Genomic DNA, 23,454 nt, shown 5'->3' on the forward strand with positions numbered 1-23,454 from the left:
TCCCTTAAGCAGAAATAACACATCGGACTTGGAAGTCCGTTTTTTAGTTATTGAACCATTTCTTGTATCTTGAGTAGCGATGGGAACACATTTTGATATTTCCGGCTAGGCATCGTTGTACCCAACAAACAATTAAACGCAGCTTTTTAAGCCAACTTGCTATTCTAGGTAAGTTGATCCAACTTATGTTCTGATAATGAACTGCTACTGTATTGCAGTGGCGGACGCATTATTCGATTGGATGCATAATAATATTAGCTCCATCTGCATGAATTAATTCTACATGCAATGCCTTTCTACCTACGATAACAGCGAGTAATGGCCTTTTATCTTTACGAGAAGCGCTAATTCTTTTCCATTCAACTTTATCAAGATTTGATGGCGTTGGATAATCTTCAGGGTGGGTATGCCATTCACCTAAGTAACGCAGAGTCCCCTTGCTTTTGATCCATAAACTTAGAGCCACTAATCGATGTACATCAGGTAAACGATCAAAAAGAAATCTAGACCGTTTATCTCTATTGCTCGGCTTTGTAGCGGTACTAATTAATAAATTAGATGCATGGAGTGATCCTAACAAAATCCCTCCCGCTTCGGATTGAGTATCAGAAAATTGAATATGATCTGTAAATGCAATAATTACGCTATCTTCAAAGTACAAAAGTATTTTCTTGTCTTCGGATGCCCAAGACTTCATTAGTTGCATATTGGGCAGTCTGAATCAACTAGGGGGTTGCAATCTGGCGTTGCCAATTCAAATGATGTATCTGTTAATCTTGTTCTAAGTGATGGTGTGGAAATTCCATTTACCCAATCTAATGTCATTTCAGTAGCTAAAGAGGCCGCATTAACTGATACATGCGCAGGAAATGGAACATACAATCCTTCGCAACCGTTACCGGCCATGTCCATAGGCAATTGAGTTGTCACTGAACGCAGCTTTCCCTTCTTATTGCTATGCCAAAGACACCTGTAACAGGCTCCAGCATTATTTGATTTCAATAATGCTCTAACTGCCGTGCCAGGACCTTCTACCCATACTGATAACATGGTAGTCAAATTCGAATACTTATTAGACAGCCAGTGACCAAAAGCCTCCTCACCAGTAGCATCTATTAATAGATCAATATTTTCCAAAGAGGCTTGTTTAGCATCTATAGGAAGAGCTTGAATGTCTGAACCTGGACTGAGTCTTTTGAGCTCTTCAGTTAACGCAGTCGCTTTATTAATAAGTAAATGAGGGAAGCCCAATCGATGTCGACCAATATTTTCTGGAAGAATAATGTCACCATCAATTAAAATTAGCTTTCCATCAGAAGTGCCTGCACCAGCTTTCACAAGCATTTCAGCTAAATACCCTCCAATTGTTCCACAACCAATCATTGCAATCCTCTTACCTGAAAGAGTTCTCAATTTTGGAATATTGCGTTGAGAAAGATATTTATCATCGATTCGCATAATTGTAATTGGCTGAATATTCATATCAAAAATCCGACCTTTTAGTGAAGAGTAATGTCCTTTCGTTTTACCTTTATCTTTCTTGAAAAAGACACCAAAGCCGTAAGTTATAGAAGGCGACTCAATAATAATCAAGACACAATTTGCTGATAACTTGATTGCTTCATTAATTCGCTGAAGTATTTTTTTTCTAGAACGAGAATCAAGCAAACTTTGCCAGGCAAGAACTTCACTAACAGTTTTGGGTGGCCAATTTTTACTTAATGGTCTTGGCAATGCGTTAGTTTTTAACTTATACGTTAAGACGTAACTTTCATTTTTCTTGATATTCAAGCTGGATAACTTTTTGTAGGATCTCTCAGGGTTGTCTGTGACGATTAAGAATTCGGATGTTTTGTTTTCCGCATAAATACAATTCTGAAAACCTAACCAGTCATTCTCCAAATCTAGAAAACAAAAAGTGCCATTCCAATACGCGTTGAATTCTTCAACTAAATCATCAACGACTTCCTGCTTAAGAATCTGCCCTAAAACATTTTCAGCACGCGCTAAGCAAGCTAAAGCTTGTCCAATTGGATCAAATATATCTAGGACAACAGCTCCCTTTGCTAAATAACAAAGATTACCATCGTCACCAATGTGAGGGTTGATTTGAGGAAGCTGTTTCGGGATTGTTGTTAATTGGATTCGAGGTAAATCGATAAAGTTTGGATCTATCTCAATGCTGCAATCATATGTGTCAGTATCACTAGGAGGGCACAGGCATCCATTTAGCCTGTGCCATCCATCATCTGTTTTGCCTTCATATTGGAACCCCTTAAGAATGAAAGCATCAATCAAATCAGCAATATTAACTGCCTTGCTCATCCCGACTTCATTCTACCAACAAGTTCACTTGGGCCAGGAGTTGCAGGGGTGGCTAATATCGTACTCACAACAGTTACAACGACGATCCGATCTGGCTCATTAGGAAATCGAGTACCAAAAACCTTGCACATCCAGCTACATGCTTGTGAAGGACTGCTGGAATGTACACTGCCTCGGAGAGCTTTTTCAAATTCTTCGAATGCTAGTGCCGCTTCTTCAACGCCTTCACGGCCTAGGCGGCCTGTTAAAGACTCTGAAACATCGACAGGATTATTAACTCCAGCTCTCAATCTCTGAGGTAATTTTGCTAGGACCTCAAGAAGTGCAATATCATCTCGGCGGTCATGTTTAACAAAAAGTGGGGCTGCTGCTGCCATTAATAAAATCGATGATGGTCCACCACTGCCCCATTTCCAGTCGCGCAGTGCTTTCAAATATCTTACGATTCTGCGTAATTGTTCGCCTCTGACATCTACTTCATTTAGGAACCAATCCTTAACAGGCCTTGGATCAGAAGCTTTCCAATCGCATTCACGATGGGCCAGTAAAACTTGGTCTTTAGGTAGCGCGGTCCAAATGTCCTGATCGACAGTAGCTAGTGCTTCAGCAAATGAGGCGTAGCCAAATCTCTCCATTGCCAATTTGGCGAGCGTTTGAAATTCGCTGTCAGGGATTGCATATAGCGGAATGTCTATGTGCGCAAAATTCGAAAACTCAATTCGAATACAGGTTGGTTTGTCCGTGATGAGCTTCCAGTTTCGTTCATTGACTAAGTCAGCTAACGCCTCTTCTGCGGCACGAAAAAACACTAAAGCCGCTTTACTAGGCTTTTTGGTTTGAGACACGAAGCTAAGGGGAAGATAGCATCCATCATCAATATCTGCCTGCTGTGGATGTTTAGCGGGCGAGTTTAATGTTTTATAAGCCCAAGAACCTTGAGTAAAAAAACGCGGAGTCGGGATATCATCCGTATATCCCATTTTTCTGAGTACTCTAGGAATACCATTTCTTAAACAATTTCTAACGTCTGTTCTGACTCTCGAAATTAGATCAACTTGAGTAGCCTTTAAATCAAGGTTAGTGACTAAACAGGACTCATGTTCCAGTGTTGTGAAAAATAATGGGCTCAAATTCAGCATAATCACTCCTTAAAATTTTTTCGTGGGCCATGAAAGAAAGTCGCAGGGGAAGCGAAGTGCGTTCTGAAGGGTGCAAACTTCGCATCTCCCAGAGCCTTTTGCGCAGCATGCATCCCTCTTGTCTTTAATGTATTTGTTGCAGCATTTGATACACGATCTAAATCCTTAACATCCTCACTTTGATCTGGTGTAGCTTGGTCATCTATCCTAAAATAGTCGTCTTTCAATTCATGTCTCAACATATAGTCAACTGACGACTCTTGAGCCGATATCACCAAATCAAAAAGGTCGCCTCGCCATTTCCCAAATCCACGGTCAAGCGAAACGTCACCACCAACAGTCGCCCCAATTGTCATAGTGCCAATCGAGAGAACTCGCACTCGTACTTTCTGATCTGGAGCCAGAAATTGCCTGATTTCATGTAATCCAAAAAAACCAGGTGAATTTCCAACTAGCCCACCATCTGCGAATACACCTCGAGAATGTTTAAATAGTGGAAAGTAAACTGGTGCAGCTGCTGTCGCTAAAGCAACGTCTACTAAAGACATCCGATGATCCATCTCGAATGATTTATGATGGGGAGTCTTAAAAAACTGCCCTCGACCAGTAGTGTAGTTAACAGATGGTACAAACACCCTATGCTTTAATTCACCAAGAGTTGTGTCATTAAAATATTTTTTTAATACAGTTTTTAATCCACTATTATCGTGTTTAGCACAACCCCAGTAGCCGAAAACTCTGCGGATCAAATTTCTGCTTTGAAAAATGGTTTTTCCTTCATCTTCAAACATAAGTTTGAGGTTTGAAGCTGGAATTTCGTTTGCCAATCCCAGCGCCAAAATCCCCCCTACCGAAGTGCCGCATATCAAATCAAAATGTTTGGCAATAGGCTGTCCAAACGCTTTTTCAAGCTCGGTTAGAATCGTCGCCGTATACAGCCCTCTGTAACCACCGCCAGAGAGCGCTAACACGTGATAGGTGGGGATGCTGTCCATTATTTATCCTCTAGGTGGAAAGTCGTCGTTGCCAAAACTATCTTTGTCGCGGATGCGGCCATCAGGCCTATGTATTACCAATTCCGAGTGTTGGTTTTTCGCAATCTCTCGTGCGGCATTAATTGCTTCTTGCTGAGTGCCATGCGTCGAGGTAGCACGTTGATTGCCGGCACCTTTTACCGCCCAACCGTTGGAATGAGGCACTACATGCTGATTTTTTCCTGCCATTTCGTACTCCTTTCAATTGAACAAATTCACGCTTTATGTTGTCATGCGCTAATGAATGCTGCACAATGACGTTGTTCAGTTGAACAACAAAAAAATACATAAATATATAATTAAAAACCATGTATTAATTTAGTGTGTTGTCCAGCTAGACAACACACTATCAGAAGAGTTTATACTTTTCAAGTTTTTTTGAGCATTTTTTATTGTTGAGTTTTTGTATCAAAAGGCTCTAATTTGAAAGGAAGACATGCCTACAACTGGCTTGGGTTTAGCATTAAAGAGGTTTAGGGAAACCAGGACCTTCTCTGTAAGAGAATTTGGCACTCTGTCCGGAATTGATCATGCTTATATTTATAGATTAGAAACTGGAGAAAAGACGAATCCCTCTGAAGACGTAATAGAGAAATTACTGAAATACCTTAAACCACCCACTCGAGATGCTTTCATCATAAAATGGCTTGCTAATAACCCAGATACAGATCCAGAGTTAGTTGAATATGTTTTAAACAATCCCTCAGTCTCATTCGATATTTTTGTAGGTGCAGCCGGAATTAGGCATAGAGGGACCACTAGACCAGATCCAGAGACATTAATAAATAAAGTAACTATTCTTTTTGGGGAAGAGGACAATTAATGGATGAAGCGGATGTAATTTCGATAGCTCGTGAGTTTGTTTCTAAGGTAGATGTTTCAAATATTCGAGAAGATTTAGACCCTTACATATCCGCAATAAATGCCAAAGTTAAATTTGAAGCTATGGAAGAGGGCGCATCAGGTTACACCTTGACTAAGCCTAATGGAAAACACATTATTGTAGTTAACTCTTTAGAAAGCGAAGAACGCCAAAGATTTACTGTTTGTCATGAAATCGCACATGTAGTTTTAGATTTAAAATCAAGCCATGAAGAAATTCCATCGTATTCCATAGCCAAGAGACATCCTAACGAAATATGCTGTGATACCTTTGCAGCAGAGCTTTTAATGCCCTACAAGCAATGGCTGGCCAATCTCCCAAGTAAAGAACCATCTTTGGAGCTCATTCAATATATGGCTAAATTGTTTAATACCTCTTTTCCAGCAACTGCATCAAGATTCGCCACATTAAGTCCCACACCTTGCGCTTTTGTAACCATGGAAAGAGGTGCAGTTCGTTATGCTGCTAGATCAGCCAGCTTACGACAAGCCCGAGCATGGATATCATCAGGCTCTGTTATTCCTAAAGGGTCAATTGCGCAAAGCATCCGGGCAATTAACTTGAACTCCACAGAAGTAGGAGAAGTTGCTCAAGATATTTGGTTTGAAAATTGGGAGGATGGACTCGATATGTGGGAGCTTTCCAGACACTATGCTCCTTCTGATACTACTATTTCTTTACTGTGGTTCGACCACGAAGATTTACCCGAAAAAGAATATGATAGATTCGGAACACAAGTGAAAGATGACGAGGGATTAACTGAGTTGAGCGGGGTTTTAGAGTGGAGTAAGAGAGTAAAAAAAAGATAGTATGCCGTAGTGCTCAATTTATTATTTAATAGAGTCAAAGTTACGGTTTTATTGTCATACTCATCGCCAAAAACGATCAATGCACCATCGAAGTTACGGTTCTAAAAGCTGCTACTAATCTAATTACAGAATTGAACCCATTAAAACCATAGGTGAAGGTTACGGTTTCATTGTCAAACACTAACCCGGCATATTGTGCGTTCATTAATGCGTCACTTTGATTATCAAGACTTACGTTTAATCAAACAGCGATTTAATTAATACGTCATTTTAAAAGGCCTCTAAATTCACTTTTAGAGGCCTTTTTCATATAAAACATGGCCTGTAAGCATTTGGCGGGTATTACTCTATAGCGAATATAAACGCACATTTTTTGATATCCCGAAGTGAAAGAGAGCCCGATACCCGGGCATACTCGCAAAGGTTGACTTTGCTGTATTGTGTTGGCGTGCAGTTTACCGTGTAGAGCGTTGACACATCGCGGGCAAAGTCATGATGACACGGCTTTTTAATTGATCTCATCATGTGCTGCCCCACTGGAATATGAGCATGAAGAGATGGCTGAATGAGTTTGATAACATGGCGCCTAATCACTCTTTAACACGGGACGTGCCACACCGTGCCCCTTATCTCAAAATTGAGGCAAAAAATTAAATCGGGGAAATAATGATTTCTGATCAAGAAAAAAACTCAGGCAGAGTTGCTCTCGTGACTGGTTCGACATCCGGGATAGGTAAAGCGATTGCGCAGCAGCTTGCAAAAGATGGCTTCACTGTTGTGTTTCATTCGCGGTCATCTGTCATCGAAGGCGAGAAACTGGCCAGCACTATTTCGAATGCGACATATATACAAGCTGACCTATCTGATCAAGTTCAAACAAAACGCCTGATATCAGATGTTTTATCTCGCTATGGCCGTTTAGATGTTCTGGTCAACAATGCAGGAATCAACGCCATGATCCCTCACGCTTTACTGAAAGACGCCACTCCAGAAATTTGGCGAAATCTCTATGAGGTGAATGTTATTGCGCCTTGGACTTTAATCGCGGAATCTGAGCAAGCTCTTAGAAACGCATCAACAAAAGAGTGCCCAAGTTGCATTATCAATATCAGCTCGCATGCAGGTGTACGTCCTAAGGGGGCTTCAATTCCCTATGCTGCGAGCAAAGCCGCACTGAATCACATCACGCAACTTTTAGCTCTGACACTTTCACCGGATATTCGAGTGAATGCCATTGCGCCAGGTCTTGTAGATACACCAATGACTGAGAACTGGGTTGAGGCACATAAGCTTTGGAAAGAAAAATCACCCATGAAGCGTGGCGCAAAACCCAGCGAAATTGCGCACATTGCTTCAATGCTTATTTCTAGCAGCTATTTAACCGGTGAAATTATTCTTTCTGATGGTGGCCTTAATCTCACATGAGGATGAAAAAGCCTAACCAATCGCTCGAACAAAGTGCCTAAGCCAGCATTCTATCCATACAAAAGTCAATAAAACGCCTGACCCTTGACGGGATATTCACGCGCTCTGCGTAATACATATAGATACCCAGCCTCGGCACCCTGCCTTCAGGCAACATGGGCACCAGTGCACCGCTTTCAAGCTCCTGTGTGATCAGGTATTCACTGAGCTGGCCGATACCAACGCCTTGTTTGACCGCCTCGATTTCTGCTTCGACATTGTTAAACCTGGCAACCGAAGGCACATGGATATAATTGATTTCTTCGTTCGCCAGTATCTCCCACGGCAATTCCTTACCTGTTTGCGGATGGAGGAACGCAGTACAACGATGCGTTTGAAGCGCATGGATATCTGCAGGCATGCCGAACTTGTCTATGTATTTGGGGGCGGCACAAATCACAGAAACGATCTCCCCCAACTTGCGCGAGATGACATTTCGCTCAGGGGATAAGCCTGTCCTGAAACCGATATCTATCCTCAGGCTGACGATGTCGACGAAGTCATCGCTGAGTAACACGTCAAAATGGATACCGGGGTGTATCGCCTGAAACGCCTCGATCAGCGGGGTGAGCACACGGTTACCAAACGCAAGTGGTGCAGCCAGCCTGATTTTTCCATCCATGCCCTGCTTGCTTTGTTCCAGTCCGACCAGCGCCTCGCTCAGCATTTGCATGCCCAAGCTCGCATCTTTAAACAGCTGCGCGCCTTCCTCCGTAAGACTTAAATGGCGGGTAGACCGGTGAATCAGCTTCAGACCCAGATGCGTTTCAAGTTGCTTGACTGCCTTGCTGACAGCTTGCGGAGACACGCCCTGCTCGATGGCTGCTTTTCTAAAACTCATCGCATTAGCTACCGCAATAAACATGGTTAAAGATCTGATTATCTGCATATAAACAACTTTTAGTTGATAATAAAACAATTATATTGTGTATTTTTTAAACTATCCAGATTAACTATGATGATTACACGTACTGCATTTCGCAGCACATGACACATTAGGAGATCATCATGAATACACATTCAAAAGTATGGTTTATTACTGGCGCATCCCGGGGTTTTGGGGCATTGATCGCCAAAGATGCATTGGCACGGGGGGATAAAGTCATTGCCACCGCGCGCAATCCGCAGACCGTCATCGCGGCCTTAGGTGACCACCCTAACCTGCTGGCGCTCCCGCTGGATGTCACAAATGCACAGGCCGCGCTTGAGGCGGCCCAACAGTCGATACAACGATTCTCGCGCGTGGATATCCTGGTCAATAACGCCGGTTACGGCCTGCTAGGCGCAGTGGAGGAGTCGGGCGACCAGGAAGTCAAAGATCTTTTCAATACCAATGTGTTTGGTTTGCTGAATGTCATCCGCGCTGTCGTGCCCTATATGCGTCAGCAACGCAGCGGCCACATTATCAACATTTCCTCTATAGGCGGCTATGCCTCCTACCCTGGCTGGGGAGTGTATTGCGCCACCAAATTTGCCGTAGAAGCGTTGACCGAATCACTCGCCTATGAGCTGAAGCCGCTGGGAGTGAAGGCCACGACAGTGGAACCCGGTTTCTTCAGGACCGATTTTCTGGATAGCACATCGCTGGTCTCTACCAGGCTGAGCTTGCCCGAATATGCAGACACTGTCGGTGCCATGCGTGACTTTGCCGCTTCGGCAAATCATGCACAACCGGGCGACCCGGCAAAATTATCACAAGCCATCCTCACATTGGCAGATAGTGAACAGCCGCCGCTGCGATTGCCATTAGGCTCTGACACCGTGGATAAACTCATAGAAAAAAATCGCTTTGTCGAACAGGAGCTGAAAGACTGGCACCAGTTGGCTGTTTCAACCGATTTCAGTTGAATCGCACGCCCTAACGTTATTAAAACGTTGGGGCAAGCCGAGTAAAAATGAGACAAAAACCTGCTTGGACTTTAAAATGCCAGTTACCTAAAACAGCGACTGAAGTAGATTCAGCGCATGGATAACTGCTTATGGACTTTCATGTATTTTCTGCTTTTTATTTAGTGCCTTTGTTTATCTCGGCTATCGGCTCGCTGATTGAATTCCGTAATTGCGAATTCGATACGCTCAAGCACGCTTTAGGCAAAGCATTCTTTCTTGCTTTCAGGAGTATGGTGCCGGTGCTCAACATCTTCTCGGCCATCCTGTATTTGATCACTTGCGGCACCTATACCTGGAAAAAATCCAGTTTTTACAAAAAGTGATTTTGTAGCAGAGCCTTAACCTGATTGGTTTCAGCACGACCCGTAAACCAGCTTAAGTTTTGCTAAAGAAAAACGGCCACCTGTTACAGGACGGCCGTTTTTTTTATGATGCATGCACGGATGGGTTAAAGCATTTGTACCACAGTACTTTCCTGCGTAGCGTTTTCTGCATTGCGCTTCACCCATTGCTCAAACAGGTCTAGCACTAATGGCCTGGTGAAATAATAGCCCTGGAACGCCTGGCAACCAAGTTCGGTCAATACACGCAATTGTGCATCTGTTTCCACGCCTTCAGCCAAGACTTCCAGCTGCAAGCTCTGCCCCAGCGAAATAATGGCATTGACGATACTCTGGTGATCATGCCCATTGAGCATGTCGCGCACAAATGACTGGTCGATTTTCAGCTGATCAAAGGGCAAACGTTTCAGGTAAGACAAGGAAGAGTAGCCGGTGCCGAAATCATCCAGTGAGAAGCACACACCGACTTCGCGCAAGGCCGTCATTTTAGCAATGATGTCTTCTACATTGTCCACCAGCATGCTTTCCGTCAGTTCCAGCTTCAGCCGGTTCGGATGTATGCCGGTCTCGGCCACCATGCGCTGCACTTCCTGCACAAAATCCGGCTGCAGATATTGTTTTGGGCTGACGTTGACTGATAACACCAGCGATTGCAATTGCGGATGGCCGGACCATTCGAGTAGTACCTGGCAGGCCTTTTGCAATACCCAGTGCCCGATCTCGACAATCTGGCCTGAGCTCTCGGCCATGGTGATGAATTGACCCGGCATGATCAGGCCGCGTTCAGGATGCTGCCAACGGACCAGGGCCTCGGCGCCAACGATAACGTGTTGCTGGTTATATTGCGGCTGGAAATGCAGCTGGAACTGCTGCATTTCGATCGCGATATCCAAATCGGCTTCCAGCGCCACGCGTTGTAATAATTCGGTTTCCATTAAAGTGTCAAAGAACTGGTAACCGTTTCTACCCGCTTCTTTGGCTTTGTACATGGCCATATCGGCGCGCCGTAACAACTCTTCGGCCTGGCTGGGGGCGTCATTATCAAACAGGGCGACGCCGATACTGGGCGAGGTGTAGTGCTGGTAATGATTCAGGTTAAAGGGGTTTTCAAAGGCGGCAACGATTTTTTCACACACGATACGCGCCTGTTTTTCGGCCTGTGCCTGATCACGGTTCAAGCCATCAAGCACGACGACAAACTCATCGCCACCCAGGCGGCTGACAGTATCCAAACGACGGACGGACTGTTTGATACGTTTTGCCACCTCGATCAGCAGCGCATCGCCGATATCGTGCCCGTGCGTATCATTGAGTGTTTTAAAGTTATCGATATCAATAAACAGCAGTGCACCGCTGGTTTTTTTGCGTACGGCCTTTCGCAGGTGAGCGGCCAGTTTTTCCTGCAGCAATAAGCGGTTAGGCAGGCCAGTCATGGTGTCGTAATAAGCCAGTTGGCGGATCTGCGCATCGGCCTGCTTTCGTTCGGTGATATCACGCAGCACCAGCACCCAGTGCGTATAACGCCCGCCCTTGTCATGCAAGGGCAAGGCATCCATTTCCAGTGACACGCCTGCACCATCGCGGTTAACGGCGATCACTTCTGCTGTAATCGGCAACATCTGCTGGAAAGCGTGTTTGATGCGCTCAAGTTCGCGTCCTGGTGTGGCGACATTAAAAATATCAAACGGCGAACTGCCGCTTAAATGCTCCAGCGACGAGCCAGTGATTTTTGTGAATGCTTCGTTCAGAAACACGATTTTTTGCTGCATGGGCACCTGCAAAGGTGCCTCGGTGATCATGACGATGTCGTTGAGCCGCGAAATACCGCTGCGTAGCAGATTCAGCTGTTCGTCGGATTGCTCGCGCTCAATGGCCAGGCCTAGCATTTGCGCATAGCTCTCGACAAAATCGATCTCAGCCGCGACCGGCATGTGCTGATGCTGTCTGTAAATGGCCAACACACCCAACGCACGCCAGCTACGTGACAGGATGGGCGCACTCCAGCAGGCATGCAAGCCGCAATTGAGCGCCAGGGTTAGCTGCTCGTCACCAAACGGGTAGGTACGGATATCGCTGGCAATCACGCGACCCTGGGTCAGCGCTGCGACCTGGCTGGCTTGCCAGGCAATATTATCCATGGTCTGCATATATGGCTGCGGCAGTTTCGATAAGGCGGCATGCCGCAAATGCGACCCTTCCTGGTCGAGCAGCAAAATGGCACAGCTGGTGTCAGGGAATTGCAGCTCTATCAGTTGTGCCACGGTGTTGAGGATTTCGTGCAGCGACACATCTGCCAGCATCATGGCCTGGATCCTGGCTTGGCCCTGCCGGATGGCTTCCAGTTGTTTCTGGGCGGTAATATCCTGCAACGACCCTTGTAACTTAACAATGTGGCCGTCCGGGTCACGCACAGGCTGGCCCATGGCACGTACCCAGAAACGACGTCCAGTCGCGGTGATCTTTTCCAGTTCAAGGTCGTAGGCAATGCCTTCTTCCAAGCATTTTTTAAGCGCATGTTGCATCAGTGGCCGATATTCAGGCACAAACATGCGAACGCCTTCTTCCACCGTGGGCGTGTAGCCGGGAGGCATTTCATGCAGGGCCGCGACTTCGTCTGACCATTGCAAGGTGTCAGTTTTGACATCTATCATCCAGCCGCCGATCTTGGCGACGCTGCCGGCCACTTTAAGCAAGTATTCGGCCTGCCTGCGCCGGTCTATTTCACTCTGCAATGCCTGGGTGCGGTGCACCACTTGCCGCCTGATCTGCAAGTTCCACAGAAAGGTAACGCCAAGGATCATCAACAAAATGGCGACGCCGCGCGATAGCCATACCATGTAAGGCCGTTTGATACGCATATCGCCCTGATGCAGAAATCCTTGCAGATTATAATCAGGGCGCACCAATCCTAAATCAGCCAGCGTTTGTGCAATCGCCAGCCAGCGCTCTTCATTCATATGCCCCCAGGGCACCACTCCTGTCAGCACATAGGGCTCCATCAAACTGGCTTCCCGCAATAAGGTTTGTGCGGTAACACCTCTCTTGGCGACGCCGGGCATGCCAGCAATGCTGTTGGCCATTTCTTCCTGATGGTTGAGTGCATACAGCCAGCCTTTTTTTGTCGCACGTAAAAACGCCTCTACGCGCTCAGGGTGCATGGCCAATTCACGCTCGTTGGTAAACAGGACATCGCCGTAAAAATCCACCCCGAAAGACTGGTTACTGATAATAGAAGGTGAGTAACCCATTTGCTGCAACTGGCCTGGCTCATCCATGGCATAGGCTGAGATCACATCGACCTTGCCTTCTATCAAGTCTTGGAGCCGCCATGTATGCGGGACTATCGTCATCTGTTTGATATCCAGATGATGCTTGAGCAACATGGCCTTGAACTGGAATACCCCCTGGCCGTCAGCCGACATCATGATGCGTTTGCCAATCAGGTCCTGAGGTTCACGGATATTGCTTTCCTGCAGGCTGAGCAATACCCCGGGAGAGTGTTGCAAAATGGCGGCTAGCGCTACGACCGGCTTGCCGGAGATGCGTGATACCAGGATCTCTGCATCGCCTATGCTGTATTCAGCCTGGCCAGACAATACCTGCTGCAATGGCGAGCGGTCTTTACTGCCTTCAATGATGTTGACGTTTAAGCCTTCGTCTTTGTAATAGCCCTGCTGCTGGGCAGCGTAATAACCCGCAAACTGAAACTGATGCCGCCATTTGAGCTGCAAGGTGATATTTTCTGTAGCAACCGCAAACCCAGCACTGGCAAACGTGACAATAGCCACCAGCCATCTGAACAAAGAGTGGGTTGAATTGCGTTTCATGTTAATTTAGAAAAACGATATCACTACAAGCAGGTTGGGCGTTTTTGCCGATGATTTAGTCCAGCCTTATTTATACCGTAAGTCATGGCCATCATATCGACCAAATAGACAGGGATTTATATTTGTATAGATGCATTTGATCGGAAACCACCAAATGCAATGACTGCAAGGCCGGCCTGCCGTCGTTTTATATGAAAGCTGTAGAGGTGTTTTACCTGGGTGGTTTGAGCATGGTTGCTAATACCAGCATCAGCGCAGAAACACCCACCAGCAACTGGAAACCGCCGGCAAACTGCCCACTGTGGTCATGCATCACCCCCATGATAAAAGGCCCGCTGGCAGCGATCAAATAACCTATCGTCAACACAAATGCATTCCAGCGATTTGCTGCATCGGGCGTATGCGTATGATCCAGTGGCAAAGTCATCGCCAGTGTAAATGCACCGCCCAGGCCAAACGCCGTCACCGGCACCCACAACCATGGCCACGCCCCTGGCGTTGCCATGCCTGCCAGGCCTATGGTGGACAAGATGCTGCAACCCGCCAACCAGCCACGCCGGTCCAGACTTTTGCTCAGCATGCCCACCACCGGGTTTGCCAGCATAAAACAAAAGCTAAAACTGGCGAGCACCGCACCGGCTTCAGCAGCGGGCATGCCTGCCTCCTGATACATGGCTGCGGTCCATGTGAGGATGGCATAAAACAGGAAATTCACACAGGCAAAGAATAAGGCAATCAGCCACGCGACTGGCGTACGCAATAGCAAACGTGTTGCTGGCGTAGCCTGCATGGGCGCTATTGGCTCTGCGGTTACTGGCTTGGGCATCACTCGCCACCAGGCAATCATGGCGATCACGCCCAGCGCCGCCCAGGCACCGATCGCTACCCGCCAACCGGTAGATTGCAATATCCAGCCGGTAAGCCCGGCCGACAGGGTACTGCCCAGCGACAAGGCGGTCGCATAAATCCCTATCATTAACGCGGCGCGATTGGCAAAACTGGCTTTCACGATCCCGGCAAACATGGCGCCCGCAACGGCAATGCCCGCCCCTACACCTATCGTCGCACTGATCAACAACCTGTCACTGTCGGCAAACGCGCGCACCCCTATCGAGAGACTCAGCAAGCCTAACGCCAGCATCAGCACTTTATTCACGCCAAACCGGCGCACCAGCCAGGGGGTAGGCAAAGCCAGTGCGCCCATGAGCAGGTCAGGGATAGCAGTCATTAACGAGGCCATGGCATGGCTCAGCTGAAAAGCATCAATGATGGCGGGCAACGCCGGGCCCATAGAGACTATCCCTGGCCTTAACGCTATCGCCACCAGCACAATCGCCAGCACCAGGCCCCATTCGCCACGGGAAAATCCGGCGGGTTTGCCCTGTGCATGGTTAAGGTCGTGCTTCATGTATGCTCTCCTGAAAGTAAATGTATTCAGGCCTCACTGTAGCGGCTGTTCAATGATTAAAAAATACGCCATTTGTCTGATACGCGGCTAACGGACTCTTGTTACTCCCACAACAGACATGTCCGGAAAATGGCAAAAGAGTGGTGTAAAATGCGCGAGTGTGATGGCCATCGCTGACTGCCATCCACCCCCCATGATTGGAGAATACTGTTGAAACTGGCCACCTGGAATGTTAACTCGCTGACGGTACGCCTGCCGCATGTGCTGGACTGGCTGGTCGCTAACCAGCCCGATGCGCTGTGCCTGCAGGAAACCAAGCAGGAAGACAGTAAATTCCCTTATGCCGCTTTAAAGGAAGCTGGTTTTAATGCGATCCATAATGGGCAGAGAACCTACAATGGCGTGGCCATTATCAGCCCGCATGCGATCAACGAGGTGCATGTAGACCTGCCTAATTTTGCCGATGAACAAAAACGGATCATCGCGGCGACCATACAGGGTGTCAGGGTGATTTGCGCATATGTGGTGAATGGCCAGGCCCTGGATTCAGATAAATTCCAGTACAAACTCAACTGGCTGAACGCACTGCACCACTGGGTGGCAGATGAATTAAAGCAGAATGAAAAACTGGCACTGCTGGGGGATTACAATATTGCGCCGGATGACCGTGACTGCCATGACCCGGTGGCGTGGGAAGGCCAGGTACTGGTCAGCCCGCAAGAGCGTGAAGCTTTCCAGAACTTGCTGGCACTAGGCTTATCCGATAGCTTCCGTTTATTCAGTGACGAAGCCGGGCAATATAGCTGGTGGGATTACCGGATGGCGGCTTTCCGCCGTAATATGGGTTTGCGCATAGACCATATCCTGGTCAGTGAAGCGTTAAAACCGCTATGCCAAAGCTGCCTGATCGACAAACTGCCACGCAAACTTGAACGCCCCAGCGATCACACACCAGTTGTGCTGACGCTAGCCGATGCCTGAAGGCAAATATCTGGCTGATTAAAACAACTCCCTAAAGACTGGGCATCACAAACTTGATGCCCTGCAACACTTCCAGGATGCTGGCTTTCAGGCGTTTGTTCAGTTCACCCTCTATCACTTGCATTTGTGAGGTGACCATGCCCTGCACTTTGGTCTGTAACTCGGCTTCGACCGAGAGCAATTCGGTATTGAATTTCTGTTTGAACTCGGTGGTTTGCTGATCGGTAAATTCTGCAAAAGCAGTTTGCAGGGTCAATTTATACTCTTCCACCAGCCTGGCTTCCATCGCCTCCTGCCCGGTAGTCAGCGTTTCCTTGCTACTCTCTTGCAACTGATGGATATGGTCCGCCGTGGTCTTCTCCAGCTGCGCCTGCATCTCCAGCACTTTAGTCGCAATTTGCGCTTGCTGGTCGTCTATCAGTTGTGCCAGTTTCTCTTCCAGCTTTTGCCTGCCCGCGTTTTCTGCCACTTCGCGTATGGTTTGCTCCGTGGTTGCCAGCAGTTGCTGCTGCGTTTCTGTTAACCGGGCGACATCTTCCTCTACCGATTGCAATTGTTGCTTACCGACATTGCCCATGGCTTCGCGAAACGCCTGCTCTATCGATTGCAAACTCTCGCCGACCTGGGTTTGCGCATGCCGCGATAGATCCTGCTGGATGGATTCTGCATACTCGGACAACGCCTGTTGCTCAACCACAGAGCGTTCAAACGCGCGCTGGCCTAACTGGCTGGTGACAATCTCCGCGATCTCGGGCAATAGCGCCTGTTTGACCTGGGCAACCAGCTCATCCACATCCAGGGCGGCCGCGTTATTTTTTTGTACGACTTTGGTTAATACCGGAATTTCTGAAATATCCACACAACCTCCCTTGATAGCCTTTACTGCGCCTGCATGTTCATATGCTGGATTTCGTAGCCACGGTCACGGTAAAACGTATAACGCTGGCGACCCGCGGTTTTTTCCTCTTCGGCAGACCCGATCAACTCAAACAGGTGCCGGAAGCGGCTGAAAAACTTTGGCAATTCTGCCTGGCAGTTAAACAGCATGTCATCCTGCCGGATATGTTCTGGCAACCAGGCCAGCAACACCGGCGTCAAGCTTGCCTGCGGCGTATCTGCCAGCACATTGGGGATAAATGCCGGCTGCTGCCACAAACGTTGACTTAATTCTTCTGCCGCTTCCGGAGACGACAGGTAAATAGTCACCTGCCGTTGCCGTGCGACCGCCTGCCCGACCAGGTGCACAATCAAGCCGGCACGGTCAGGGATATCAGTATAAAAGCGCACCCGCGTCATGGCGTTTCCAGAATGACCTTATCAGGCTTTTTCAACCGCCTGCTGCACAAGGTAAGTCACCAGCAAAGGCACCGGGCGGCCGGTAGCGCCTTTCTCCTTGCCGGATTTCCATGCGGTGCCTGCGATGTCCAGGTGTGCCCAGTCATACTTTTTGGCAAAGCGCGAAAGGAAACAAGCAGCAGTGATACTGCCACCTGCGCGTCCACCGATATTGCCCATATCAGCAAAATTGCTGTCCAGCTGACCCTGGTATTCATCCCATAACGGCAACTGCCAGGCGCGATCGTGGGCTTTTTCACCAGCGTCTAGCAGCTTTCTGGCCAGGCTATCATTATTGGCAAACAAGCCGCTAGGATGATGACCCAAGGCAATCACACACGCCCCGGTCAAAGTCGCGATATCGATCACGGCCGCAGGCTCGAAACGCTCGGCATAAGTCAGCGCATCACACAAAATCAGGCGGCCTTCGGCATCTGTGTTCAACACCTCAATCGTCAGGCCAGACATGCTGGTCAGCACATCGCCCGGTTTGGTAGCACGGCCACTAGGCATGTTTTCGCAAGTCGGGATCAGCCCCACCACATTCAATGGCAGATCCAGCTCGCCTATGGCTTTAAACACACCCAGCACACTGGCCGCACCGCACATGTCATACTTCATTTCATCCATATCGGCACCCGATTTAAGCGAGATGCCGCCGGTATCAAAGGTGATACCTTTGCCCACCAACACTACCGGCTTTTGTGATTTTTTGCCTTTGAGATGCTGCAGTACGATAAAACGTGGCGGTTCGTCGCTGCCGCGTGTCACGCCCAGGAAAGAGCCCATTTTCAGCTTTTCGATCTCGGCTTCTTCCAGCACTTCTACTTTAAAACCATAGTCTTTGCCCAGTTTTTCAGCCTGTTTGCCCAGGTAGCTAGGCGTGCAGATATTAGGTGGCAAGTTACCCAGGTCTTTGGCCAGCGTGACACCATGGCCAACACTTTGGCCTTGTTTCAACCCTGCGCTCACAGCATCTGCTGCGTCTTTATTCACCAGCAAGGTAATCTGTTGCAGTGGTTTTGGCTCCGCCTTTTTCTCCTTGACGGCATTGACCTGGTAGCTGGTATCCAGCGCCACTTCAGCCAGTGCAGCGGCTTTTGAATGGCTATCTGTTTTCTTGATGGTCAGGCCGGCAAAATCTGTGGCCAGTGACTCTACCCCGGCAGGCAAGGCTTTCAGCGCAGCACGAAAAGCATTGCGCAGCGTTCTCAGACTGCTGTCTTCAGCTTTACCCAGGCCGACCAGCAGCACCCTGCTCGCAGAAATGCCGGATAACTGGCGCAATAATAAGGTACTGCCGGACTTGCCTTCCATATCCCCGGACTTCAGTGCCAGCGTGATCGCTTTATCACTGATTTCGTCCACAGATTTGGCCAGATCGGTCAGCTTACGGCCTTCATAAATGCCTACCAGCAAACAATCGGTACGCAATTTTTCCGGGCCAGTGCTTTTTATGCTAAATTCCATCTTTATCCTTTGGTGTCCTGTTGCCAGTTTCTTGAGCGATGATTGTATTATCTAGTGTTTTATGCTGATTTCAAAGCGGTGCATTTAAATTGAAAATATTCAAACGTGCATTGTCCGCAGAGTTGATGTCCTCATCTTCTGCCATTTTCCTGATTATTCTGGGTATCGTGGTCGCACAACGCGCCGGCAACATCGTGCGCCAGGTTTCTAAAGGCATTCTGCCTAACGATGCCATAGGCACCATCCTCACCTTCAGCCTGGTCAAACTGATGCCTATGATGCTGTCACTGGCTGTTTTCCTCGCTGTGCTATTGACGCTGACGCGCTGGCACCGCGATTCGGAAATGGTGATCTGGATGAATGCCGGACTCAGCCTGCGGCAATGGGTAGTGCCTATCCTGCGATTTATCTTCCCTATCGTGCTGATCATCAGCTTGCTTAGCCTGTTTGTGATGCCGTGGGCGACCGAGAAAGCCGAAGGTTACCGCGAACAACTGAAAAAACGAGACGAACTTTCCTCGATCAGCCCCGGCGCGTTCAAGGAATCGAATAGCGGCGAACGCATTTACTTTATCGAGAGTTTTGACAAACTCGGTTACGAAGTCAAAAACATCTTTGTGCAATCGCACCAGCATGGCAAAACCGGCATTATCACCGCCAATCGCGGTAGCCGTTATAAAGCCAAAAACGGCGACAACTTTCTCGTGCTGCAAAATGGCCGACGCTACGAGGTCATCCCCAATACCCTGGATGTCTCCATCACTGAGTTTGAACGCTACGATATCCGGATCGAGACTAAGGAATCAGCCCCCGAAACCGGCACCGCGCAAGGCAAGACCACGCTGGGGCTGATGAAAGATGCCTCGCTGTCTGACCAGGCCGAACTGCACTGGCGCTTTGCGATTCCGATTTCCACCATTGTCATGGTCTTGCTGGCGATCCCATTGAGCTTTGTCGACCCCAGAGCCGGGCGCTCGCTCAACATCATGTTCGCCATCCTGATCTTTATCGTTTATAACAATATCCTGAGTATTTTCCAGGCCTGGATCACGCAAGGAAAAATTTCGTCCTGGGTAGGCTTATGGCCGGTGCATCTCTGCTTTATGTTGCTGGGCTGGTATCTGTATCACCGCCGAAAACACCTCAAACCGTTGATTCCAGATCTGTTCAAGCGTAAGTCCAAGGCTGTAAACCCATGACGCTGAACATCCTTAATCGTTATTTCTGGCGAGAAATCAGCTTTAACATCATGCTGGTACTGTTTGGCCTGCTCGCCATGTTTTCATTCTTTGATCTGCTGCAAGAGCTGGATAGCCTGGGGCGCGGGCATTACGGCGTCAACAGCATGCTGACGTTTGTCGCACTGAGTATCCCCGGGCATATCTATGAAGTGGCGCCAGTAGCTGTGCTGCTGGGCATTGTTTACACACTGGGGGCAATGGCAGGCAACTCCGAGCTGATCGTCATGCGCACCAGTGGCATTTCGCTGAAAGTCATCGCCAAAATCCTGCTGAGCATAGGCCTGGTGTTTGCCATTGTCACATTTATGATAGGCGAGATCATCGCCCCATTAAGTGAAAAAATGGCGCAGCGTATCCGCATCCAGGCCACAGACTCTGTGGTGGCGCAAGACTTCAAGTCCGGCTTATGGATCAAAGATGGCAGCAGCTTTGTGAATGTAAATACCGTGCTGCCAGACAGCAGCCTGGTGAATATCGATATCTATGATTTTGACCCGCAGTTCCGCCTGCGTAGCATCAGCCATGCCGAAAAAGGACATTTTGCGGATGACCACTGGAAGCTGCTGAACGTCACGCAAACCAATTTTAATCATGAGCGTGCTGTGCAAAATAGCTCTGTGACTTCAAAGTTTGTGAAACAGGCACAGTGGGAATCATTGATCCGGCCAGAGCTGCTTAATGTATTACTGGTATTACCGGAGAAAATGTCGGCCTGGAACCTGTACAGTTTTATTCAGCATTTACATCGCAACGGCCAGAAAAGTACCCGCTACCAGGTGGCATTATGGTCCAAGCTGATCTATCCACTGGCCTGCCTGGTCATGGTGGTCCTTGCCTTGCCTTTCGGCTTCTTGCAACAACGCGCCGGCGGCATCAGTGCTAAAATATTTTCCGGCATATTGCTTGGCGTGGTCTACCAGATCATGAACCGCGTCTTTGTCCACCTGGGTGTGCTAAACGACTGGTCACCCTTGTTTAGCGCCATCGGCCCGACGATATTATTTTTGTTTGCTGGCCTGGGCATGCTGCATTATGTTGAACGGCGTTAGCTGCTTAGATCACTATACCCAGACAATACGCGTACCCAGCAGGCGGTCATGCAAAAACTGCTGGTCACGGTCCACAATCGCCCACCACAGCGTCAGCCCGGCGGGCATAAATAATACGCTGGCCACCACATAGCGCAGCGTAGCCTGCTGCCATCCCAACAACTGCCCTTGCTGATCGACGACTTTCAATTTCCATGTCTGGCTGGCCAGGGTCTGCCCGGTCACTGTCCAGCAGCGGACAAAATACCCGCCCATACTGCCCCATACCAGCAACTGTAATCCTGATCTGCTCCAGCCGTGGCTGGCATCGCCAAACAACATGTAATAGATGGCTGTCAATGTCAAAGCCAGCGCCAGCATCAACAACGATTCGTACACGACTGCCAGATAGCGTTTAATGAGCGATTTCATCGTTATCCTCCCAGATAACAAAAACCCCGCAACTGCGGGGCTTAACAGGATAAAGCTGGATTACTTCTGATCCCAGCTTTCTTCCCACATACAGTGTTTGATTTTATGACGGTTAGCAATGATCTCATCAATGCTAGGTTCGTCGTTCAACGCGCGCTTCAATGCCAGCTTGATCGCTTCGTAGTTATTTTTGTACAAGTCAGCCTTGTCCAGATTCGCTTCTTTGGCGCAGCCCGGATCGATCCACAGCAATGCCACGATACACAAATCATTCACCAACTCTTTAGGGATAATGCCTTCAATCACTGCATCAGTAATGCCATCGGCCACACCGGCTTGCACCACACCACCAAACAATTCAATGTTCAATGAGTCTTTCAAAGTGACTTTAGGCACCATCATGGTCGCAGGGCGCACCAACTGGTTAATATCACGCACAGCAAACATGGCTGTGTGGCCTTTGGTTTGCGCCATCATGTTGGCAAATGCAGTACCAACCGGGCCGTCTACAGCACCGATGACGATTTCCGGCATCGCTGCAGTCACATCTTTACCTTCGGAAAATACGGTGGCTTCACCGGCTTTTAATACGATCTTTGACATGAGAATTCCTTTTATTTCTGGAAGTGAGAGAAAAACTTAAAACCGCAATTATACCAGTTCAAGCTGCATATCGACATGCATGATATTCGCATCCAGGTAAGGTGCACTACACACGACAAAGCCCGCCCGCGCATAAAAATCAATGGCATGGGTTTGTGCGGATAAACGCGCATGCGTGACTTCTAGCTGGCGGCAGACTTGCACCGCCTCGTGCAACAAGGCTTCACCAACGCCTTTACCGCGCCACGGCGCCAGCACCGCCATACGCCCGATATGCCCATCTGTTAATACGCGGGCACATCCGGCTGGCTGGCTATCTGTGAGTGCCAGGAGATGGAGCGCGGTTTGATCCGAGACATCCCACTCTAGCGCAATGGGCACTTGCTGCTCTTCGATAAACACCCGCTGCCGGATCATGCGGCATTCAGCCCACAAAGCATGCTGATGGCTTAATTGTTCAATATGCAGATTCATGCTTACCTATTTTAAAGACTCAAAACTGCCATTCTTAAATATGATTGCAAAGATTACTGTACTTAATTTACGCATACCAATTGGCTATAAATAACCACTTTATAAAACCAAATTGGCCATATTCAGCCATATTTTTTTGTGTTACCAGATACTTATATCCTCTTAGCCGGCATTTACAATGTATTTTCAGCCATTTAAAACATGGTATAAATCTTGCCACATATAGCGCGGACATTGGATAGGCGCACTTATGAATTACTGGTATGGAATAGACCTGCACTGGGCATACTCGGATTTATTACGCCAGATCTATCGTAAAACCATCTGCCAGCAAAGTGCTTTAGATGTCCTGCATAATGCGCTTGTCCGCTTTGCACTCGCCAAGAACCCAGATCGTTTCCAGGAACCGCATGCTTTCCTGCAGGTCATTGTACGCAATCAACTGGTGGACGAATACCGCTATCAACGCCGCCTGATATCGCTGGATTTGACCGAAGACGAGCGTGATACGCCAGCGCATGGCGCAGACGCCTCTTTTTACTCGCCCTCGGCTGAGCATCTGGCGGATATCAATCAACGTTTAGCAGGCATGCAAGCGCTGATTGATGGCCTGCCCGCCCGCTGCCGTGAAGTATTCTGGCTTTATCGCGTTGAAGGCATGAAACAAGCCGAGATCGCTGAAAAACTGAATATCAGCATCAAGATGGTTGAGAAACATGTTGCCCGGGGTTATGTGGCACTGATCGAAGCCAATGATTTGATCCAGTAAC

The 23,454-nt window shown here is 48.2% G+C and carries 23 protein-coding genes; 9 read left to right on the forward strand and 14 right to left on the reverse strand.

Annotated elements, in window-relative coordinates:
- Positions 1-229: 229 nt before the first annotated feature.
- The 5 genes from ACTS9Y_RS04675 to ACTS9Y_RS04695 are packed head-to-tail and all read right to left on the reverse strand — an operon-like array spanning position 230 to position 4,687.
- Positions 230-697, reverse strand: coding sequence for a Mov34/MPN/PAD-1 family protein (locus ACTS9Y_RS04675; RefSeq protein WP_442584816.1), 468 nt, complete (start codon positions 695-697; stop codon positions 230-232).
- Positions 697-2,325 (reverse strand): ThiF family adenylyltransferase, encoded by a 1,629-nt coding sequence (locus ACTS9Y_RS04680; RefSeq protein WP_442584817.1) that lies wholly within the window; start codon positions 2,323-2,325, stop codon positions 697-699. Before ACTS9Y_RS04680 ends, ACTS9Y_RS04675 begins: the two co-directional genes overlap by 1 nt.
- Complete coding sequence (locus tag ACTS9Y_RS04685) at positions 2,322-3,464, reverse strand: CBASS cGAMP synthase (protein WP_442584818.1); 1,143 nt, start codon at positions 3,462-3,464, stop codon at positions 2,322-2,324. The genes ACTS9Y_RS04680 and ACTS9Y_RS04685 overlap by 4 nt, the downstream gene beginning before the upstream one ends.
- A gap of 2 nt (positions 3,465-3,466) precedes the next feature.
- Positions 3,467-4,459, reverse strand: a complete 993-nt coding sequence (locus ACTS9Y_RS04690) for a CBASS cGAMP-activated phospholipase (RefSeq protein WP_442584819.1) — start codon at positions 4,457-4,459, stop codon at positions 3,467-3,469.
- A 3-nt stretch (positions 4,460-4,462) separates the two neighbouring features.
- Positions 4,463-4,687 (reverse strand): DUF2188 domain-containing protein, encoded by a 225-nt coding sequence (locus ACTS9Y_RS04695; protein ID WP_049637691.1) that lies wholly within the window; start codon positions 4,685-4,687, stop codon positions 4,463-4,465.
- A gap of 247 nt (positions 4,688-4,934) precedes the next feature.
- On the opposite strand from ACTS9Y_RS04695, the gene ACTS9Y_RS04700 reads away from it, so the two are divergent.
- From ACTS9Y_RS04700 to ACTS9Y_RS04710, 3 genes are all read left to right on the forward strand, one after another.
- A complete protein-coding gene (locus tag ACTS9Y_RS04700; protein ID WP_442584820.1) occupies positions 4,935-5,321 on the forward strand; it encodes a helix-turn-helix domain-containing protein in 387 nt (128 codons plus the stop codon).
- On the forward strand, positions 5,321-6,190 hold the full coding sequence (locus ACTS9Y_RS04705; RefSeq protein WP_442584821.1) for an ImmA/IrrE family metallo-endopeptidase: 870 nt from the start codon (positions 5,321-5,323) through the stop codon (positions 6,188-6,190). Before ACTS9Y_RS04700 ends, ACTS9Y_RS04705 begins: the two co-directional genes overlap by 1 nt.
- A gap of 666 nt (positions 6,191-6,856) precedes the next feature.
- On the forward strand, positions 6,857-7,615 hold the full coding sequence (locus ACTS9Y_RS04710) for an SDR family NAD(P)-dependent oxidoreductase (RefSeq protein WP_442584822.1): 759 nt from the start codon (positions 6,857-6,859) through the stop codon (positions 7,613-7,615).
- Between the two features lie 37 nt (positions 7,616-7,652).
- Here ACTS9Y_RS04710 and ACTS9Y_RS04715 read toward each other — a convergent pair whose 3' ends face one another.
- Complete coding sequence (locus tag ACTS9Y_RS04715; RefSeq protein ID WP_442584823.1) at positions 7,653-8,543, reverse strand: LysR family transcriptional regulator; 891 nt, start codon at positions 8,541-8,543, stop codon at positions 7,653-7,655.
- Between the two features lie 119 nt (positions 8,544-8,662).
- Here ACTS9Y_RS04715 and ACTS9Y_RS04720 point away from each other — a divergent pair, with 119 nt between their 5' ends.
- Both ACTS9Y_RS04720 and ACTS9Y_RS04725 read left to right on the forward strand, forming a co-directional pair.
- Positions 8,663-9,502 carry an oxidoreductase gene (locus tag ACTS9Y_RS04720; protein ID WP_442584824.1) on the forward strand — a complete coding sequence of 280 codons (840 nt, stop codon included), beginning with the start codon at positions 8,663-8,665 and terminating at the stop codon, positions 9,500-9,502.
- A 131-nt stretch (positions 9,503-9,633) separates the two neighbouring features.
- A complete protein-coding gene (locus tag ACTS9Y_RS04725; RefSeq protein ID WP_442584825.1) occupies positions 9,634-9,867 on the forward strand; it encodes a hypothetical protein in 234 nt (77 codons plus the stop codon).
- Between the two features lie 125 nt (positions 9,868-9,992).
- Here ACTS9Y_RS04725 and ACTS9Y_RS04730 read toward each other — a convergent pair whose 3' ends face one another.
- Positions 9,993-13,712, reverse strand: coding sequence for an EAL domain-containing protein (locus tag ACTS9Y_RS04730; protein ID WP_442584826.1), 3,720 nt, complete (start codon positions 13,710-13,712; stop codon positions 9,993-9,995).
- 211 nt (positions 13,713-13,923) lie between these two features.
- Positions 13,924-15,120, reverse strand: coding sequence for an MFS transporter (locus ACTS9Y_RS04735; RefSeq protein WP_442584827.1), 1,197 nt, complete (start codon positions 15,118-15,120; stop codon positions 13,924-13,926).
- Between the two features lie 210 nt (positions 15,121-15,330).
- Here ACTS9Y_RS04735 and xth point away from each other — a divergent pair, with 210 nt between their 5' ends.
- Entirely contained in the window at positions 15,331-16,101 is a 771-nt protein-coding gene (xth, locus tag ACTS9Y_RS04740; protein WP_442584828.1) for an exodeoxyribonuclease III, read from the forward strand.
- Between the two features lie 31 nt (positions 16,102-16,132).
- Here the strand turns inward: xth and ACTS9Y_RS04745 are convergent, their stop codons facing one another.
- Genes ACTS9Y_RS04745 through ACTS9Y_RS04755 form a run of 3 tightly spaced genes read right to left on the reverse strand, consistent with a single transcriptional unit; the run spans position 16,133 to position 18,906 of the window.
- Positions 16,133-16,960 carry a hypothetical protein gene (locus ACTS9Y_RS04745; RefSeq protein ID WP_442584829.1) on the reverse strand — a complete coding sequence of 276 codons (828 nt, stop codon included), beginning with the start codon at positions 16,958-16,960 and terminating at the stop codon, positions 16,133-16,135.
- Between the two features lie 20 nt (positions 16,961-16,980).
- Complete coding sequence (locus ACTS9Y_RS04750; RefSeq protein WP_442584830.1) at positions 16,981-17,397, reverse strand: DNA polymerase III subunit chi; 417 nt, start codon at positions 17,395-17,397, stop codon at positions 16,981-16,983.
- A 21-nt stretch (positions 17,398-17,418) separates the two neighbouring features.
- On the reverse strand, positions 17,419-18,906 hold the full coding sequence (locus ACTS9Y_RS04755; RefSeq protein ID WP_442584831.1) for a leucyl aminopeptidase: 1,488 nt from the start codon (positions 18,904-18,906) through the stop codon (positions 17,419-17,421).
- Between the two features lie 89 nt (positions 18,907-18,995).
- Between ACTS9Y_RS04755 and lptF the strand changes: the two genes are divergently transcribed.
- Together lptF and lptG are read left to right on the forward strand one after the other, a co-directional pair.
- A complete protein-coding gene (gene lptF / locus ACTS9Y_RS04760; RefSeq protein ID WP_442584832.1) occupies positions 18,996-20,105 on the forward strand; it encodes an LPS export ABC transporter permease LptF in 1,110 nt (369 codons plus the stop codon).
- Positions 20,102-21,196 carry an LPS export ABC transporter permease LptG gene (gene lptG / locus ACTS9Y_RS04765; RefSeq protein WP_442584833.1) on the forward strand — a complete coding sequence of 365 codons (1,095 nt, stop codon included), beginning with the start codon at positions 20,102-20,104 and terminating at the stop codon, positions 21,194-21,196. Before lptF ends, lptG begins: the two co-directional genes overlap by 4 nt.
- A 12-nt stretch (positions 21,197-21,208) precedes the next feature.
- Here lptG and ACTS9Y_RS04770 read toward each other — a convergent pair whose 3' ends face one another.
- Genes ACTS9Y_RS04770 through ACTS9Y_RS04780 form a run of 3 tightly spaced genes read right to left on the reverse strand, consistent with a single transcriptional unit; the run spans position 21,209 to position 22,684 of the window.
- The gene (locus ACTS9Y_RS04770) at positions 21,209-21,607 is read right to left on the reverse strand and encodes an RDD family protein (protein ID WP_442584834.1); all 399 of its coding nucleotides are present in this window, start codon (positions 21,605-21,607) and stop codon (positions 21,209-21,211) included.
- A gap of 60 nt (positions 21,608-21,667) precedes the next feature.
- Positions 21,668-22,210: a formaldehyde-activating enzyme gene (gene fae / locus ACTS9Y_RS04775; protein WP_442584835.1), complete on the reverse strand. Its 543-nt coding sequence runs from the start codon at positions 22,208-22,210 to the stop codon at positions 21,668-21,670.
- Between the two features lie 48 nt (positions 22,211-22,258).
- The gene (locus ACTS9Y_RS04780) at positions 22,259-22,684 is read right to left on the reverse strand and encodes a GNAT family N-acetyltransferase (RefSeq protein ID WP_442584836.1); all 426 of its coding nucleotides are present in this window, start codon (positions 22,682-22,684) and stop codon (positions 22,259-22,261) included.
- 250 nt (positions 22,685-22,934) lie between these two features.
- Here ACTS9Y_RS04780 and ACTS9Y_RS04785 point away from each other — a divergent pair, with 250 nt between their 5' ends.
- A complete protein-coding gene (locus ACTS9Y_RS04785; protein WP_442584837.1) occupies positions 22,935-23,453 on the forward strand; it encodes an RNA polymerase sigma factor in 519 nt (172 codons plus the stop codon).
- Position 23,454: the final 1 nt, after the last annotated feature.

The sequence above is a fragment of the Methylophilus sp. genome (assembly GCF_052173275.1).
In the GTDB taxonomy this organism is placed as follows: domain Bacteria; phylum Pseudomonadota; class Gammaproteobacteria; order Burkholderiales; family Methylophilaceae; genus Methylophilus.

Excerpts from the sequence above, each read along its gene's own strand:
- ACTS9Y_RS04675 (WP_442584816.1), bottom strand. The coding sequence starts at position 697 with ATGAAGTCTTGGGCATCCGAAGACAAGAAAATACTTTTGTACTTTGAA.
- ACTS9Y_RS04680 (WP_442584817.1), bottom strand. The coding sequence starts at position 2,325 with ATGAGCAAGGCAGTTAATATTGCTGATTTGATTGATGCTTTCATTCTT.
- ACTS9Y_RS04685 (WP_442584818.1), bottom strand. The coding sequence starts at position 3,464 with ATGCTGAATTTGAGCCCATTATTTTTCACAACACTGGAACATGAGTCC.
- ACTS9Y_RS04690 (WP_442584819.1), bottom strand. The coding sequence starts at position 4,459 with ATGGACAGCATCCCCACCTATCACGTGTTAGCGCTCTCTGGCGGTGGT.
- ACTS9Y_RS04695 (WP_049637691.1), bottom strand. The coding sequence starts at position 4,687 with ATGGCAGGAAAAAATCAGCATGTAGTGCCTCATTCCAACGGTTGGGCG.
- ACTS9Y_RS04700 (WP_442584820.1), top strand. The coding sequence starts at position 4,935 with ATGCCTACAACTGGCTTGGGTTTAGCATTAAAGAGGTTTAGGGAAACC.
- ACTS9Y_RS04705 (WP_442584821.1), top strand. The coding sequence starts at position 5,321 with ATGGATGAAGCGGATGTAATTTCGATAGCTCGTGAGTTTGTTTCTAAG.
- ACTS9Y_RS04710 (WP_442584822.1), top strand. The coding sequence starts at position 6,857 with ATGATTTCTGATCAAGAAAAAAACTCAGGCAGAGTTGCTCTCGTGACT.
- ACTS9Y_RS04715 (WP_442584823.1), bottom strand. The coding sequence starts at position 8,543 with ATGCAGATAATCAGATCTTTAACCATGTTTATTGCGGTAGCTAATGCG.
- ACTS9Y_RS04720 (WP_442584824.1), top strand. The coding sequence starts at position 8,663 with ATGAATACACATTCAAAAGTATGGTTTATTACTGGCGCATCCCGGGGT.
- ACTS9Y_RS04725 (WP_442584825.1), top strand. The coding sequence starts at position 9,634 with ATGGACTTTCATGTATTTTCTGCTTTTTATTTAGTGCCTTTGTTTATC.
- ACTS9Y_RS04730 (WP_442584826.1), bottom strand. The coding sequence starts at position 13,712 with ATGAAACGCAATTCAACCCACTCTTTGTTCAGATGGCTGGTGGCTATT.
- ACTS9Y_RS04735 (WP_442584827.1), bottom strand. The coding sequence starts at position 15,120 with ATGAAGCACGACCTTAACCATGCACAGGGCAAACCCGCCGGATTTTCC.
- ACTS9Y_RS04750 (WP_442584830.1), bottom strand. The coding sequence starts at position 17,397 with ATGACGCGGGTGCGCTTTTATACTGATATCCCTGACCGTGCCGGCTTG.
- ACTS9Y_RS04755 (WP_442584831.1), bottom strand. The coding sequence starts at position 18,906 with ATGGAATTTAGCATAAAAAGCACTGGCCCGGAAAAATTGCGTACCGAT.
- lptG (WP_442584833.1), top strand. The coding sequence starts at position 20,102 with ATGACGCTGAACATCCTTAATCGTTATTTCTGGCGAGAAATCAGCTTT.
- ACTS9Y_RS04770 (WP_442584834.1), bottom strand. The coding sequence starts at position 21,607 with ATGAAATCGCTCATTAAACGCTATCTGGCAGTCGTGTACGAATCGTTG.
- fae (WP_442584835.1), bottom strand. The coding sequence starts at position 22,210 with ATGTCAAAGATCGTATTAAAAGCCGGTGAAGCCACCGTATTTTCCGAA.
- ACTS9Y_RS04780 (WP_442584836.1), bottom strand. The coding sequence starts at position 22,684 with ATGAATCTGCATATTGAACAATTAAGCCATCAGCATGCTTTGTGGGCT.
- ACTS9Y_RS04785 (WP_442584837.1), top strand. The coding sequence starts at position 22,935 with ATGAATTACTGGTATGGAATAGACCTGCACTGGGCATACTCGGATTTA.